This window comes from Marinobacter sediminicola (assembly GCF_031157525.1).
In the GTDB taxonomy this organism is placed as follows: Bacteria; Pseudomonadota; Gammaproteobacteria; order Pseudomonadales; family Oleiphilaceae; genus Marinobacter; species Marinobacter sediminicola.
Genome location: NZ_JAVIXR010000003.1, coordinates 335,311 through 351,490, shown reverse-complemented (window position 1 = coordinate 351,490; position 16,180 = coordinate 335,311). Strand labels below are relative to the sequence as shown.

Sequence of the window (16,180 nt, the reverse complement as noted above, 5' to 3'; positions counted from 1 at the left end):
GGTGAAACAGCTCAGGTCAGTATACGACGAACGCCATAAAAAAGCCGAACCCGGAGGTTCGGCTTAGGTCACATATGATTCAACTAAAACGTATCAGGCGCCGACTTCTTTCAGGCACTCTTCAACGATTGCCAAGCCTTCTTCAAGGATGCTGTCCTCGATGGTTACCGGCATAAGGAAGCGCAAGGTATTACCGTACATGCCACAGCTCAGAAGGATCAGGCCCTTCTCTTTGGCCTTTTTGGTGATCTCCGCAGCCAGATCTGGCCTTGGTGTGCGGCTTTCCTTACTTTCAACCATCTCGAATGCCGCCATGGGGCCTAAGCCGCGAACGTTATCTACATGGGTAAACTTTTCCTGCCATTGGCTAAAGCGCTGATTTAGCTTCTCGCCCAGGCTGATGCTTTTACCGAGAATATTTTCTTCCTTGAATACCTCGAATACCGCAAGGGCAGCCGCACAAGCAGTTGGGCTACCGGTATAGGTGCCACCCAACGAGTTGGGCCCCGACGAGTCCATGACTTTATCGGTACCAACAATTGCCGAAATTGGCATACCATCAGCCATACTCTTGGCCATGGTAATAATGTCGGCTTCAACACCGCTGTGCTCCAGAGCAAACATCTTGCCGGTACGGCCAAAGCCACTCTGAACTTCGTCCACAATCAGTAGAATGCCGTTGTCGTCACAAATCTTCCGGAGTGCTTTCAGGAAGCTGGTGGGTGCTGCATAAAAACCACCCTCACCCAATACCGGCTCAAGCACGATCGCAGCTGTCTGGTCTGCCGGAGAGTCGGCCTTCATGGTCATCTGCAGACCACGCAGCGCTTCCTCCTCAGTCACACCGTGATACGGCACAGGATAAGGTGCGCGGAATACGCTGCCTGGCATGGGGCCAAAGTCTGTCTGGTAAGGTGCGGCCTTGCCATTCATTGCCATGGTCATGAAGGTACGGCCGTGGTAACCACCGTTGAAGCAGATTACGTTGGTGCGGCCGGTGGCTGCACGGGCAATTTTAAGGGCGTTCTCCAGTGCTTCAGCACCGGAGTTGGCCAGCATTACTTTAGCGTGGCCTTTTACCGGCGTGACTTCGCTCAGCTTTTGCGCCAGGCGCACATAGCCCTCATAGGGCATAACGGTTTGGCAGGTGTGCATCAGCTTATCGAGCTGGGCTTTTATCGCCGCCACTACTTTCGGGTGCCGATGGCCGATGTTTAGAACACCAATGCCACCCGCAAAATCGATCATGCGTTTTCCGTCAGCGTCCCACAGTTCTGCGTTGGTTGCGTGATCGGCAAATTGCTCGTTTGGGCTCGCCACGCCCGCTGCAACATAGCGTTCTTTGAGTGCCTGAAGTTCTTTGTTGCTCACTTTGCCATTCTCCCTGTGTCTCTGATTAAAACAGTCTCGTTAACCAGTGTAGGGAGTAGAACGGAATGACACAAACTGACCACATTGAAAAGAGTGATCATACTGACTGCTCCCGGAATTGCAGATCTGCCAAACGGCGATAGAGTTCGTTCTCCTGCATCAACTCATCATGTGTGCCAACGGCTAACAGGCGACCCTGATCCAGAACCGCTATTCGGTCCGCATTACGCACAGTAGCCAGTCTGTGGGCGATCACAAGAGTGGTTCTACCGGAAGTCAGGGCAGGCATAGCCTGTTGGATTAAGCTCTCGCTTTCAGCATCCAGCGCGCTAGTGGCTTCATCCAATAGCAGTATGGGTGCGTCGGCCAGTAGCGCACGGGCAATGGCAAGCCGCTGCTTTTGGCCGCCTGAAAGCCCGAGACCAGCATCACCAAGCTGTGTTTTGTAGCCGTCTGGCAGTGTCTCGATGAACTCATGGGCATGGGCAATACGTGCTGCTTTTTCAACATCTGCATGCTTGGCATGGGGCCGTGCGTAGCGAATGTTGTCCGCCACTGTGCCATGGAACAGTGCGGGGTTCTGCGGCACCAGAGAAAAGCATGCCCGAAGTGCTTCAAGGGACACAGTTGCGCTGTCTGTGTCATCAATGTGAATCGTACCGCTGCCGGGCTGATAGAAGTGCAGCAACAGATCAAACAGCGTGGATTTACCAGCACCAGAAGGGCCAACCAGCGCCAGAGTCTCCCCTGCCCGAACCTGCAGGCTAATATCGCTCAGTGCAGGGTGTTCGCTGCGACCGGGATAACTGAAGTTAAGTCCGTCAATGGTGATTTCGCCGGTAATTTTCCTCGGAAATTCATTTACTTGTTCAGTAGGCCGATCAAAAGCCGGCTTTGTTTGCAGAAGCTCAAAAAGCCTGGCCGCGGAGCCTGCAGCCCGTTGCAGTTCACCGATGACCTCGCTGATCGCCCCAGCGGCTACGCCTACCAACAAACTGTAAAACAGAAATGCAGCCAGCTCCCCCGGGGAAATGCGGCCGTGGATAACATCAAGACCGCCAATCCAGATCACTATGCCTACGGCCCCCATCACCAGGGAAATGGCCAAGGTGGTTAGCCAGGCGCGCTGGGTGATACGGGCTCGGGCTATCTCAAAAGCCCGTTCGGAAACCTCGGAAAAGAACCGCCGGTCGTGGGGCTGATGATTGAAGGCTTGAACCGTTTTAATTTGCGTGAGGTTTTCCCCCACGTAGCTACCCACATCGGCCACCCTGTCCTGGCTGAGCCGGGATAGCTGCCGAACCCGGCGACCGAAAAACAGGATGGGGGCAATAACCAGAGGGAAACCCAGCAAAATAATCCCGGCGAGCTTGGCGTTGGTGATGAACAGCAGAGCCAAACCACCTATCAGCATCAGCGCATTACGCAAGGCAATAGAGACAGTTGAGCCGATCACCGATTGCAGAACGGTGGTGTCGGCAGTAAATCGAGACTGTATTTCCAGAGCACGGTTCTGCTCGAAGAACCCCGGGTGCAGGTCAATAAGATGATTGAACACTTGCTTGCGGATATCGGCGACCACGCGCTCGCCTATCCACGACACCAGATAAAAACGCGCGAAGGAACCAAAAGCCAGCCCCAACACCAGTATGAAGAACAGGCCAACCGCCTGGGCCAGGTTTTCGGGTGATTGGGTAGCCAGGCCTTGATCCACAAGAATCCTGAGGCCCTGCCCCAAGCCAAGGGTGATGCCTGCGGTGATGACCAGTGCCACCAAGGCGCCCGCGACCGCTTTGCGGTAGGGAAGAATAAAGCCGATAACCAGTTTCAGGGCCTGCCGATGACGAGTGTTAATGATGTGACTCCTGAAGTTGAGGTGCAGTAATATTCACAAGCCCTATCATACGCTTGTCCTCTCCGTAAAAATGAAGGAAGTCTCTTGCGCGCTTATGCTGACAGTGATTACCCCGCTAACCACAAGCCTGACTGGAAAGTGATCGCCGGGCTCTGGCCCTACCTTGCCGAATTCCGCGGGCGAGTAGCCTTGTCTGTTGCCTTCCTGATACTGGCAAAACTGGCGACGGTCGCAACGCCTGTGGCCTTGAAATACATTGTGGATTATCTGGACCAGGGCCGCGAGGCTGAGCTGTTGCTTTGGATTCCCGTGGTGCTGGTGGTTGCCTACGGAACCTTGAGGTTTAGCAGCACCCTGTTCGGCGAATTGCGGGACGCTGTGTTCGCTCGGGTTGCAGAGCGCGCCATGCGGCGGGTGTCGCTGCGGGTGTTCCGCCACCTGCACGACCGGGAACTGGCTTTCCATCTCGATCGAAAAACCGGGGGGCTGGCCCGCGACATAGAGCGAGGCACCACCGGTATCAGCTTCCTGCTACGTTTTACCCTGTTCAACATTTTCCCCACCCTGCTGGAAATCCTGATGGTGGCGGGCATTCTATTTGTCGCGTTTAACGCCAGCTATGTGTTTGCCATCCTCATTGCTGTGGTGGTGTATGTGGTTTTCTCCATCAGAGTGACCGAGTGGCGAACCAAGTTCGTGCGCGAGGCAAACGCTCGGGATAACCAGTCCAACTCCCGCGCCATCGACAGCCTGCTGAACTACGAAACCGTTAAATACTTTAATAACGAAACATTCGAAGCCGAGCTATACGACGAGAATCTGGAAGGCTGGGAGAAGGCACGGCTGAAAAACCGCCTTTCTCTGGCTGCCCTCAACTCTGGCCAGGCCCTGATAATTGGTTTGGCCATGATAACCATGATGGTAATGGCCGTGAGAGAAGTAGCCAGTGGTGCTATAACCCTGGGCGACTTCACCATGATCAACGCCTATCTGCTTCAACTGTTTATTCCATTGAACGCTCTGGGCTTTGTGTATCGGGAAATTCGCCAGTCTCTGGTGAATGTGGAACGCCTGTTTGGTTTGCTTGGTGAAACACCCGCGATTAAAGACGCTCCCGGGGCTTCGGCGCTCGTAGTGGACGAAGGCGAGGTAGGCTTTCATCACGTCCATTTTGCTTACCGTTCAGATCGCCCGATTTTGCAGGATGTGGACTTCACCATTCCTGCCGGTCACACCTTGGCCGTTGTAGGCGCCAGCGGTGCCGGTAAATCCACCCTCGCCCGCTTGTTGTTCCGTTTTTTTGATGTGGATAAAGGCAGCATCACCATTGATGGTCAGGATATTCGTGAGGTTAGCCAAGACAGCCTGCGCTCAGCAATCGGAGTGGTTCCGCAAGACACCGTTCTGTTCAATGACACCCTGTACAGTAACCTCGCATACGGCAGGCCGGAGGCTACGGAAGCGGAGGTACATCATGCTGCAAAGCAGGCGCGCCTGGACGACTTCATTCGCAGCCTGCCGGAAGGCTACGACACCAAAGTGGGCGAGCGCGGCTTGAAACTCTCCGGCGGGGAAAAGCAGCGCGTTGCTATTGCCCGTGTACTTCTGAAAAACCCACCGTTGTTGATTCTCGACGAAGCTACCTCGTCGCTGGACTCCATCTCCGAACAGGCAATCCTGGATGCCCTGAACGAAGTCAGCCGTCAGCGCACCACGCTGGTCATCGCACACCGTTTATCCACGGTGCGAGATGCCGATACGATTCTTGTAATGGATCATGGCCGAATAGTGGAGAGCGGTGGTCACAGTGAGTTGCTGGCACTGAATGGCTACTACGCCAGATTGTGGCTGCAGCAACAGCACAGTGATGAAGACGAGGAGAGTGTTTAAGTTAACCTGGCCGGTATGTAGAGCTCAGAATTGTGGTCTATGGTGAGTTTAAGCTGTTCGATGGATTGTTTGCAGGGAACGACTATGCCAACACGTCTGAGATACCCCGGCGTTTATGTTGAGGAAACATCCTCGGGAGTGAAAACCATAGCGGGTGTGCCGACATCAATAACACTCTTTATCGGTATGGCCCGCCAAGGTGATCTGAGCAGCCCGACTATTATTCGAGGGTTTGGCGAGTTTGAGCAGACCTTCGGCGTTGATGTTTCTCATGGCGAGATGGCGCTGCAGGTTAAGCAGTTTTTCCTAAATGGGGGTGGCGAGGCGGTCGTCGTGCGCATTGAAGGCGACGACGGAAACACGCCTGAACTCGTCGACTACGAAAACGCCTTCAGTACGGTTGAGTCTGAAGTTGATACATTCAATTTACTGACCTTGCCTCGGGGTTTGGCGCAGACGGATGACCAACGGCAACAACTGTGGGGCGCGGCCAGCGTATTCTGTCAGCGCCAACGGGCGTTCCTCATCGTTGACCCTCGTGGAGACTGGCAAACGGCGGCTGAGGCTGCAGCCGGAGTTGCAGGGATGCGTATCGGAAATGTTATCGACCATGCCGCCATCTACTGGCCTCGTATTATGGCCGCTTCTTCGACTTTGCCTATTGATCCGGCCGGCACCATAGCGGGCATTATGTCGCGTACCGACACTCAGCGTGGCGTCTGGAAAGCACCGGCGGGTAAAAATGCCGCTATTCTGGGTGTGACGGGGTTAGAGCATGTGATTACGAGTGCCGATAACAGCATAACGAACCCCCAGGGAATCAACGCGCTGCGACAATTTGCCGGCGGCGTGATGGTCTGGGGTGCGCGTACTATGGCCGGCTTTGAACACGCGGGTGACAGTGAATACAAATATATCTCCGTCCGCCGCACGGCGCTGTTCATTGAGGAAAGCCTTTCCCGTGGACTGGAATTGGCCATGACCGAGCCAAATGGCAAGCGCTTGTGGGCGCAGATACGGTCAGCCGCCAGCGCCTTCATGCAGGCCCTTTTCCAGCGGGGTGCATTTCAAGGCACGAAGGCGTCTGATGCCTGGTTTGTGCGCTGTGATTCCAGCACCACCACTCAGAGCGATATCGACCTAGGCCGCGTTAATCTGTTGGTTGGCTTCGCTCCGATGCGCCCGGCAGAGTTCGTTGTTCTCAAGATTCAGCAGAGTCTTGGCTTCCCTCCTCTAACCCAGGCGCCAATCCATACGCCAACACCGACGCTAACCCGGAAGCGCGTACTACCCTCTGGGCGACACCGTCGCTGAATACGCTGGCATCACCGGTTATCAGGCTGAACCAGTTCTTTGCGCGGGTGATGCCGGTATATACCAGCTCTCGCGTGAGCACAGGGCTGAGGCGGTCGGGTAGCACCAGGCAGGTGTGATTGAATTCTGAGCCTTGGGATTTGTGAACCGTCATGGCGTACACGGTTTCCAGTTGCTGTAGTCGGCTGGGTGATATCCAACGGATATCGCCGCTGCCATCGCTGCTGGGAAAGGCCACGCGTAATACTGGCTGTGGTTGTGCGTCATTGTTCTGATCGTCAGTGCCCCAGGGCAGGCTGAAGGTAATGCCTACGTCGCCGTTCATCAGGCCCAGGTTGTAATCGTTTCCGGTAATCAGTACCGGGCGCCCGGCGTACCAGCCTTCGGCGCGGGGAATGAGCCTATGCTTGAGCAGGTGGTGGGCGATGAGTTCGTTGAGCCCTTCCACACCCCAGGGGCCGCGGCGCAGGGCGCAGAGCACCTGAAAATCACTGAACGCCTCTAATACAGATCTTGCTAGCTCATCCCACTGTCCAGTTGTGCTATTAGCGTCCAGGGTGTGGCTCTGCATCAGCGATAAGTAGTGCCGGTAGCCTACCGGCGGCGGTAATGGCTGGCTGCTGCCATCGATTCGCCCTTCCCCGTTATTGTGGAAAGCTTCCGGGCTGCCACTGACCGCATGGCGGCAGATGAGCGCCTGAGCGTCTTCCAGAGAGGGTTTGTTGGTACCGCCATTCAGCCACACCACATCCTCAAAACCGGCGCTGCGGGCTTGCTGAAGCATGCTGTCGTTCAAGGTGTTGGTGTTGACCGCCTCTGCCAGTTGGCGAATGCCACTGCCTTCGGCAAAGCGGTAACTCTTGCGCAACATGGCCACGGCCTGATCCAGCGGCTGGCCTTCGGGGTTCTGCAGGTTCGCGGGGATGTCGGTGCCGGTTATGGCTTTCAGCCATTGCACAGTTTCTGGCAGATAGTGCCCGTCTGGCGCGCGCTGGCACAATTCACCCAGCACGGCGCCGGCGTCTACCGAGGCCAGTTGGTCTTTATCGCCCAGCAGAATGAGTTGGGCGTTAGCGGGCAGGGCGTCGAACACCGACGCCATCATGTCCAGATCCACCATGGAGGCTTCGTCAATCACCAGAATATCCACCAGCAGCGGGTTGTCGCGGTTATGGCGGAATTTGCGGGTGTCCGGGCGACTGCCTAGCAGTCTGTGGAGTGTGGTTACTTTGGTGGGAATATCCGCGAGAGACACCTGCCCCGGCAGCTGTGCCAGTGGCAGACGGCTAACAGCACCGCCGATGGATTCGTTCAGTCGGGCCGCGGCTTTGCCTGTGGGTGCTGCGAGGCGAATACGGTATTTGCGCCCATCTCGCTCGGCAGATTCACCTGCGACGGACTGCAAGGCTGCTAATAAATTTACTACTGTGGTGGTTTTGCCGGTGCCGGGGCCACCAGTAATAACGGCAAACCGATTACGGGCGGCCAGGGCGCAGGCGAGCTTTTGATAGTCCACCGAAGAGCCCGAAGAACCCTGTGGCTTGAACAATACGTTCAAAGCATTGCTCAGTGTTTTTGCAGCCAGTGAAGACGGGTCAGCCAGGGTAGATGGTTGTGCCAGACGCTGCAGAATGCCGGCTGCAATTTTCTGTTCGTAACGCCAGAATCGGCGCAAGTAGAGGCGAGTACCACTCAATACAAGGGGCGTGGTGTGTGAGCCATCACTTACCGCCAAAGCCATACCCAGAGCGCCCAGGCATTGTTCCGTGGATACGCGAGCCAGTACTTCTTCAGGGCCATTGAGGTTGCTATCTGCGTTTTCTTGCTCCTCCGTTGGGAGGGAGAGAGTACTGTTCGCATCAGCTATCAGGTCAGCCAGATCCACACATACATGGCCCCGGCCAACCTGATGGGATGTCAGTGCAGCGAGAAGCAGAACCAGCGGTTGCGGTGCTTTGCCCTGCTCTTCCGACAGGTCTTGAATCAGTCGGGCAAAGCGCACGTCCAGCGGGCGAATCCAGCCAGCTTGCTGCCAGCTATCCAGAAGCTCCAGAACAGTTTTGGTTTGGTCCAAGGCCAGGCTAGGGTCTGGGCTGGGAGAAGCTGAAGGTGAGTTATCCACATCAGCGGCTTCTTCCAGATCAAAGGTAAACTGGTTATCGGTATTCCGAGTTTTACTCATGCCGCCACCTCCCCGGGGACTGCCTTGCCGTCGAACATGGCATCCAGTTGTTCAATCAACTCTCTGGGTGGTTTGTCGGTAAACGCCCCTGCCCCCGGCGCGTGTACGCCGCGCAAAAACAGATACACGGCGCCGCCTATGTGCTGGTCGTAGTCATAATCCGGCAAGCGGGCTTTCAGCAAGCGGTGCAGGGCCAGCAAATAGAGGATGTATTGCAGGTCGTAGCGCTTTTCCAGAATCGCCTCGCCCATGGCCTGATCTGTGTAGGCGCTGTCGTTATCGCCAAGATAGTTGGATTTATAGTCCAGCACGTAATATTGCCCGTTGTGTTCAAACACCAGATCGATAAAGCCTTTCAGCATGCCGTTGAAGCGCCCGTCGTCCACTCGCGGTCGGTCTGCGCCGTTGAGGGTGTGTTGGGTCACCAGTTTGTCCATGGCCCGGGTGCTTACGTTACGGCTCTCAAACCAGAACTCCAGTTCCGGGCGCAGGGTGCCCAGGCTCGCCAGACTGACGCTTTCACCACCGCTGCGGTTCAACGGCAGTGGCTGGCGAATGAGCGCAAGTATCCAGTGTTCAAGCGTATCTACCCAATCAGTCCAGCCTCGTGTGCTGCAACGGCGGGTGAGCTGCTCACGCAAGTGTTCGGGGTTATCCACAATGTGTTGCAGGCCCTGTTGTACGCACCACTCCAGCAGGTCGTGCAGAAAGGTTCCGGGGCCTGCGCCTTTCGGGAAGCTGTGCAGGCTGTGGCTGAGCGAAATGCTTGCGTTCTCATCCTCAGGATTGTGGGCGCCCTCTTCCAGAAGGTTCTGGGTTTCGGCGTCTTCCACTTCTCCGGCGAAGGCTATGCCGGTACCGGAAAGCCCGGTGTATTCCAGTGAGGAGTAGCTGGCAATCCACCAGTCTTCCCGGGCTTCGCGGGTTGAGATCAGTGCGGGCCCGAGTGCTGCGGGCGCTTCTTCTGCATAACGCAATCCGGTCGCTTCTGGCAGAGCCTCTGTACATAACTCTGTGTGGCCATCAACCAGATGCTTCAGCGCGTCACTCAGCGGGTGTTGCGCAGCAGGCTCTCCACCCAGCAAATACCCCAGACCGCTGAGGTGCCAGTTATCAATCTCGGCAACGCCCACCCAAGTGGCGAAGCGGGCGCGGGTCAGGGCCACGTAAAGTTTGCGAATGTCCTCGCCCAGCCGCTCCTGATCTGCCCGGGCAACGTCTTCCGGCGTTGGATCAAATACGGTGATCAGCTTTGAGTGGTCATCGTGATAACGCACAAAGGACTGCCTTTCGCTTTGAGCGCGGAAGGCTGTGCCAAAGGGCAGGAACACCAGGGGATATTCCAGACCCTTGGATTTGTGCACCGTAATCACCTTCACCAGGCCTGCATCGCTTTCCAGGCGCAGGGTGCGGTGTTCGTCTTCTTCGTCCGCCGGCCGCAGAATCTGGGTGTAGTGGTGTACCAGAGCGTGTTCACCGTCCAGTTGTAGGCTGTCCTGTTGCAGTAGTTCGGCAATGTGCAGAATGTCGGTCAGCCGGCGTTCACCTTCCGGGCGCTGCAGCAGGCGGCCGGGTACATCAAAGTCCATCAGGAAGCTGCGCAGCATGGGCAGTACACCCTGGCTCTGCCATTGCTTCTGATAGCCCATAAAGCGATCAATCTCCCGCTCCAGCGCCATCTCGTCGGTCAACAGTTGGTCAAGGTAGCGCCAGGGCAAACCCAGTGTGGGCGTGGCCAGAGCAGCCCGGGCGTAGGCCAGTTGCCGCGGCTCAGCAAAGGCTTTGAGCCAGCACAGCACTTCTTTGGCTTCTTGCGAGGTAAGCACCGAATCCCGGTCAGACAGGTACACACTTTTAATGCGCCTTTGGCCCAGCGCATCCCGTACTGCCGCCGCTTCGTTGCGGTTATTCACCAGAATGGCGATGTCTTTGGGTTCAACCGGCTCCAGGTCGCCTTTGTTCTCTTCCAGAGCAAAACCGGCCAGTCCCTGCTGGCCAAGTGTCAGCAGTCGGGCGATTTCGCTGGCGCAGGTTTCGGCCACATCCGTTGTGGCGGCGCCTTTCGCGAGGCCTTTACGATTGCCATTTTTGTCTTCCTGATCGCTTTCCAGTGACCATAGGGTGAGGCTGGGCTGTACCTCGCCATTTACCGACCACAGGCGCTTGGTGCCGTTGGCGTCTACTCCCTGAAATGGCAGGGGTGAGGTGTTGCCCTTGCCGAACAGGAAGGCGCCTTCCGGGCTGTTCAGGTCGCCATGTTCAAACACTCGGTTGACCGCTGTCACCATGGGTTTGGACGAACGGAAGTTGCGGCCCAGCGTCCAGGTGCGGTCTCGGGCGCCGGTACGGGCGTCCAGATAGGTGTAGATGTCGGCGCCGCGGAAGCCGTAAATGGCCTGCTTCGGATCGCCAATCATCAGCAGGCAGGTATCCGGATGATTCTCTGCAACCCGGTAGATGCGGTTGAAGATGCGGTATTGCACCGGATCTGTGTCCTGGAATTCGTCAATCAGCGCCACCGGGAATTGGCGACGAATGGTGGCTGCCAGTTGATCGCCACGGGGGCCATGCAGGGCGTCGTCCAGCCGTGTGAGCAGGTCGTCAAAGCCCATTTCCGAGCGCTTTTGCTTTTCCGATTCCAGCCGCGCTGCAATCCAGCAACTGGCATGCCGGAGAATGTCGGCCTCGGCGCTGGGCAGGCTCTGGCTGAATTCGATCAACTCTGCAATGGCATCAAAAGCGGGATGATGGGGTGCATCGCCCTCGCCTTTGAGTTTTGTCGGCAGAACGTCCGGTGTCTGGTTCTGGAAACCGGCCTTGTCCAGACCCTCCGGGTAGAGCTCATCGGAAGCGACCCAGTCCAGCAGTTTGTCCCAAGCGGCAATCATTGGCTTCATGCTCCCACCGTGCAGGCGTTTGCTCTTGTTCAGCGCAATCAGCATGTCGGTAACTTCAGGCTTCCAGTCTGCCCATGGGTAGGCTTTCAAAGCCTGAGCCTGCTCCATGCGCTTTTGCACAGTAGCTTCGATGGCCTGCTTTACATCGTCGGTGGCGACTTCAAAGGAATCGGCATCGACGAGCAGGTTATGCACAGAGGCGCGCAGGATGTCCGGGGTTTTCCAGTGGCTCAGCACTTCGTCCATCAGTACCGGCGACAGCGGGTAGATAAAGGTACGCCAGTAGTCCCGTGCGACTTCATCGAGAAGTTCACTCTGATCGGTTTCCAGAGAAAGGCGGAACAGGCTGCCGCTGTCGAACGCATGCTCAGTGAGCATCCGGTTACACCAAGCGTGAATGGTGGACACCGCAGCTTCGTCCATCCACTCGGCCGCCAGCAGCAGTTTTTTGCGGCAGTCCGGCCAAGTTGCCGGGTCTGGGTAGCTGTCATCCCGGAGCTGATGGATCAGAGCGGTTTCAGGCGTGGGTTGGAGGCTTTCCGCGGCGCTGGAAAACACCTCGGCGGCCTGAGTGAGCCGGGTGCGGATACGATCCCGAAGTTCCTTGGTGGCGGCGTCGGTGAAGGTGACCACCAGCAGGTTGGGCGGCAGCATGCCGGCAGCCAGAGGGCTGCCCTCGGGTTGTCCGTGGCCGAGCACAAAACGCACGTAAAGAATGGCGATGGTAAAGGTTTTTCCAGTGCCGGCACTAGCTTCGATCAGGCTGCTGCCGTTCAGGGACAGCGCCAGTGGATCGAGGTTCGGGTTTTTTGTCACAGTGGTGGCTGTCATAGCTTGCCCTCAATCTGACCAGCGGCGGATTTATCCTGTTCGGCTTCCCAAAGGGGCACATAAAGCGCGTGCAGCAAGGCTTCAAATTCGCCGCTTTCCATCAGGGCTTCAGGATTTTCAAAGGCACCGCGCAGATAGCCTGTGTCGCGCTCCAGGGCTGTGGTGTAGGCCTGTTGGGCATCGCTGATGGCGCGTTCGTGATCACCGAGAAATTTCTTGCTCTGGTAGAAGCTGTAAATCCAGGCGAAACCGGCTTCACAGTGCAGCGGCAAGGCGCGGGTGCTGGCTTCTATCCAATGGGCCAGTATGGCGTCCAGATGCTTGGCGGCAGTTTCCTTTGGCAGAGTCGCAAAGCGGACTTTCCGCCCTTCTTCCTTGCCCAGAATCAGGGTTTCAAACGGTTGTGCCGTTAATTGTCCGGCCAGATGAATCACCCAGTCCCGCATCAGGTTGGCGTAGCGGAGCTTCTTGCTGTTACCGCTGGCGGTGAGCAGACTGGAACCGGCGATAACCAGGCGGCAGGCATTGCCTTCGTGGTTGCGGCGCAGGTTGTTAATCAAGTCCAGCACTTCTACCGATCCCGTGTTATTGGACAGACGATATTCAAACGGCAAGGGTTCAGTGATCGCTTCGGGCCACTCTGCCAAGGCGCTTTGATAGCGTTGGAACAGATCCGGTATGCGGCCGGAGAGATCGCCTCGTAATCGGTGCTCGGTGACGCCCATACCCAAGTCGCCACGTCGCGCCATGCGATCCAGCGTGCTTTCCAGTCTTTCGTGGAGGTCTTCTTCGTTACCGGCTTTCAGCAGGCCCTGCTCAATCAGCTCTGTATCCAGACGCCAGCGGTCGAGACCGTTCAGATCAAAGTTTTCGTTATCCGTGTCGTCGTCTTCCACATCCTCGAAGCGCACCTGCAAGCGACGCTGGTAAAAGGTATCCACAGGCTTTTTAAGGAAGCCAGCCAGATCGTTGAGGGTAATAGGTTCCTCAGGTTGGTGATACGGCAGAGCGGTTTGTTGTTCACGCTGTTCTTCAGCTTCGTTGCCATGGGCACCGCGCCATTCGTGTTCGTAGGTGAACAGGCTGCGGGTGTGTTGGGCTTCGGGGAAATAATCGCGGCTGAAGGGTTGCAGCGGGTGGCTGGTGGTCAGTGCGGCGGTTACGGAATCCTTTGGCTTTCCTGGCACCTGCCACAAGCTGTCGAGATGATCCTGCAACTGGCCCACCAGTACCGAGGGTGGTCGCGGCGAGTCGTCACGGATGCTGCGCCCTACCCAGCTGATATACAGCTGCTCGCGAGCTGAGAGCATGGCTTCGAGAAACAGGTAACGGTCGTCTTCCCGGCGGGAGCGGTCGCCCGGGCGGTAATCCTGAGCCATCAGATCAAAATCCACCGGCGGCCGTGAGCGGGGGTAGTCGCCGTCGTTCATGCCCAGCAGGCATACTTTTCGGAAGGGAATCGCACGCATGGGCATGAGTGTGGCGAAGTTTACCTTACCGGCCAGGAAGCGCTGGTTCAGACCGCCCTCATCCAGGCCTTCCAGTAATACGTCCTTCACGATATTCAACGGAAGCGACTGTTGATCCAGCCCGGCGGCCATCGTGTCTTCCAGCCACTGCTCCAGCTGCCGGCGAAAGCGGTTAAGTAGCAGGAGGTCGTGCCCTTCTACCTTGTGGAAAAACTGCTCCAGCATGGCCGAGAAGAGCTCTTCCCACTCTTGGGGTGTGCGGCTTGCCTGCAGCTCTTGCCATAAGGTTTCCAAGCGATAAACGAATTCGCCAAGACGGCCTGCCAAGCTTGCTTGCAGCCCTCCGATTTCACCGTAGGGCTGAACACCTGCCCAAGGCTCGTCGTCGCCCATGCCGTAACCTAAAAGCATGGAACGCAGGCCAGCCTGCCAGGTGTTGCGATCCAGACCGGCAGGCAACTCCAGGCTTTCCCGGTGGGCACCGTGCAGGCCCCACCGGATGTTAGCGCCTTCTACCCAACGACGCGCCAACGGAATTTCTTCTTCGGCAATCTCGAAGCGGTCGCGAACCCCGGGCACTTCCAGCAGGCTGATAATCTCACTCACCCCGAAACGGCTGCGGGGCAGCGACATGAGCGTTTCCAGGGCAATCAGTACCGGCTCGTGGTGGCGCTGGCCTTGATCGGAAATGGTGAACGGAATGTGGCGCTTGAGGCCTGAAGTATAGCGACCAAACACCGCCTGAATATGAGGTGCGTAGACGTTGATATCCGGCACCATCACCATCACATCCCGGGGTCGCAGCGTGGCATCTGCGTTGAAGGCCGCCAGCAGCTGATCGTGCAGAATCTCCACTTCCCGTTGCGGGCTGTGGGCATCGTGGAAGGCAATGGAATGGTCGTGAGCCAGATCGAGCTCACGCTGTTCATCCCGAATTTCCTGAAGCGGCGTCAGGTTGTAGATGTCATTCTGAAGCTGATGCAGCAGGCAAGGCGCCTGATCCGATCCGTGCTCGGAGAAGATATCGATCTTCTGATCCGGCGTCTGGAAGCTGGCGCGGTACTCATCGGGATTATCGAATTCATCCAGCAAGCGAATGTAATCCCGGCCCTGTTTGCCCCAGGCTGCCAGCAATGGATTAGCGTGCTGGTGCAGTTGGTCGGCATCCTCAATCTTCGACAGGGTCTGGTGGACTTTGCCACGCTTGCGCTCGGCTTTCAGCAGTTCGCGGTCGCTGACAATATCCGCCCAGTAAAACTGTGAAGGGTTGTGTACGCAAAGCACCACCTGGCTGAAGCGGCTGAGTACATATAGAGCTTCCAGTGCCTGACGCGGCAGTGACGATACTCCGAACACCACAATGCGCCTGGGTAAACGGCCTGGGTGAGCGGGCGCGGAGATGCGCTGGCCCTCGGTCATAAACCGGGTATGAATCTGCGAACGGCTGGTGTGGGCTTCCGCGCCGGTGTCTTCCACCAGTTTGCGCCACAGCATTGGCTGCCAACGGGTATCTTCCTCAACCGGTTTTTCTTCGCTGCGGGCGGTGATCACCACATCCCGGCCCTGCTCCCAAGCAGCCAGCCAGTCGGCACGGAACACCTGATACTGGTCGAACAGATCCGCTACCTTCTCCGCCAGCTGGAACGCCCGCAAATCAGGGTCGCTGCCTTCGAGAAAACGCGCCAGCGGATTAAACGCTTCGTCTGTATGAACCAGTTCCGGCAGCAGGCGATAAAGCCGCCATACCAGCCGGCGCTTATCAAACGGGGATTGCTCCGGCACTTCGCCATCCGGCAGCACGGCACGGTAGGCCTGCCAGATAAATCGCGCCGGGAACAGAAAGTCCATACCGGCGGCAATACCGAGCCCGCCTTCGCTGCCATCGTCCGAACGCTTTTCTGCCAGCGCCAGCTTCAGCCACTGGGCAATACCATTACTCTGCACCAGAAAAGTTTCACTTTGCAGGGGTGGCAGAGGGTTCTGCTGGCAGATAAACACCACAGCCCGGCGCAGGTCTTCCAGATGGTTGGCGTGAACGGCGTGAAAGCCAGGGGTGATGGTGGCGTGTTCGGGCATGGGTTTCCCTGTTTGATATCTGAGGCAATTCCGATGCTACAGGTTACCGCATGTGGGTAGATAAGCGGATAGCGCAAACCTCTGCTGCTCAAATTTTTGGAAGGGCTGGTTGTGAGTGTTTAATCCCCTACAGGGTATATTTCTGAGTTAATCCTCTAGTGGCTATAGCTATGAAAGTCACATCTGCTGAAGCCTTGGCTGCAGCAGTAAAAAATGCCAGAAGCCGAATCGAGGCCTTGCTCAAGCTTCCTATTGGCTTTCTCGACCATGGTAATATCGACCTTTGGTAAAGTGG

The 16,180-nt window shown here is 56.9% G+C and carries 7 protein-coding genes; 2 read left to right on the top strand and 5 right to left on the bottom strand.

The genetic code is table 11. The features are described 5' to 3' along the window. Nucleotides 1–93: 93 nt before the first annotated feature. Entirely contained in the window at nucleotides 94–1,371 is a 1,278-nt protein-coding gene (gene gabT / locus RG807_RS06495) for a 4-aminobutyrate--2-oxoglutarate transaminase (protein ID WP_309044165.1), read from the bottom strand. A gap of 97 nt (nucleotides 1,372–1,468) precedes the next feature. Then, nucleotides 1,469–3,202 carry an ABC transporter transmembrane domain-containing protein gene (locus RG807_RS06490; RefSeq protein ID WP_309044234.1) on the bottom strand — a complete coding sequence of 578 codons (1,734 nt, stop codon included), beginning with the start codon at nucleotides 3,200–3,202 and terminating at the stop codon, nucleotides 1,469–1,471. A 108-nt stretch (nucleotides 3,203–3,310) separates the two neighbouring features. Between RG807_RS06490 and RG807_RS06485 the strand changes: the two genes are divergently transcribed. Continuing rightward, a complete protein-coding gene (locus RG807_RS06485) occupies nucleotides 3,311–5,116 on the top strand; it encodes an ABCB family ABC transporter ATP-binding protein/permease (protein ID WP_309044164.1) in 1,806 nt (601 codons plus the stop codon). 84 nt (nucleotides 5,117–5,200) lie between these two features. Further along, nucleotides 5,201–6,430, top strand: a complete 1,230-nt coding sequence (locus tag RG807_RS06480) for a phage tail sheath family protein (protein WP_309044163.1) — start codon at nucleotides 5,201–5,203, stop codon at nucleotides 6,428–6,430. Here RG807_RS06480 and recD read toward each other — a convergent pair. The 3 genes from recD to recC are packed head-to-tail and all read right to left on the bottom strand — an operon-like array spanning nucleotide 6,318 to nucleotide 15,885. Next, complete coding sequence (gene recD / locus RG807_RS06475; protein WP_309044162.1) at nucleotides 6,318–8,612, bottom strand: exodeoxyribonuclease V subunit alpha; 2,295 nt, start codon at nucleotides 8,610–8,612, stop codon at nucleotides 6,318–6,320. The two genes, RG807_RS06480 and recD, sit on opposite strands and share 113 nt — an antisense overlap. Next, a complete protein-coding gene (gene recB, locus RG807_RS06470; protein WP_309044161.1) occupies nucleotides 8,609–12,340 on the bottom strand; it encodes an exodeoxyribonuclease V subunit beta in 3,732 nt (1,243 codons plus the stop codon). Before recB ends, recD begins: the two co-directional genes overlap by 4 nt. Next, complete coding sequence (recC, locus tag RG807_RS06465) at nucleotides 12,337–15,885, bottom strand: exodeoxyribonuclease V subunit gamma (RefSeq protein ID WP_309044160.1); 3,549 nt, start codon at nucleotides 15,883–15,885, stop codon at nucleotides 12,337–12,339. The genes recB and recC overlap by 4 nt, the downstream gene beginning before the upstream one ends. Between the last annotated feature and the right edge of the window lie 295 nt (nucleotides 15,886–16,180).

Excerpts from the sequence above, each read along its gene's own strand:
- RG807_RS06480 (WP_309044163.1), top strand. The coding sequence starts at position 5,201 with ATGCCAACACGTCTGAGATACCCCGGCGTTTATGTTGAGGAAACATCC.
- recD (WP_309044162.1), bottom strand. The coding sequence starts at position 8,612 with ATGAGTAAAACTCGGAATACCGATAACCAGTTTACCTTTGATCTGGAA.
- recB (WP_309044161.1), bottom strand. The coding sequence starts at position 12,340 with ATGACAGCCACCACTGTGACAAAAAACCCGAACCTCGATCCACTGGCG.
- recC (WP_309044160.1), bottom strand. The coding sequence starts at position 15,885 with ATGCCCGAACACGCCACCATCACCCCTGGCTTTCACGCCGTTCACGCC.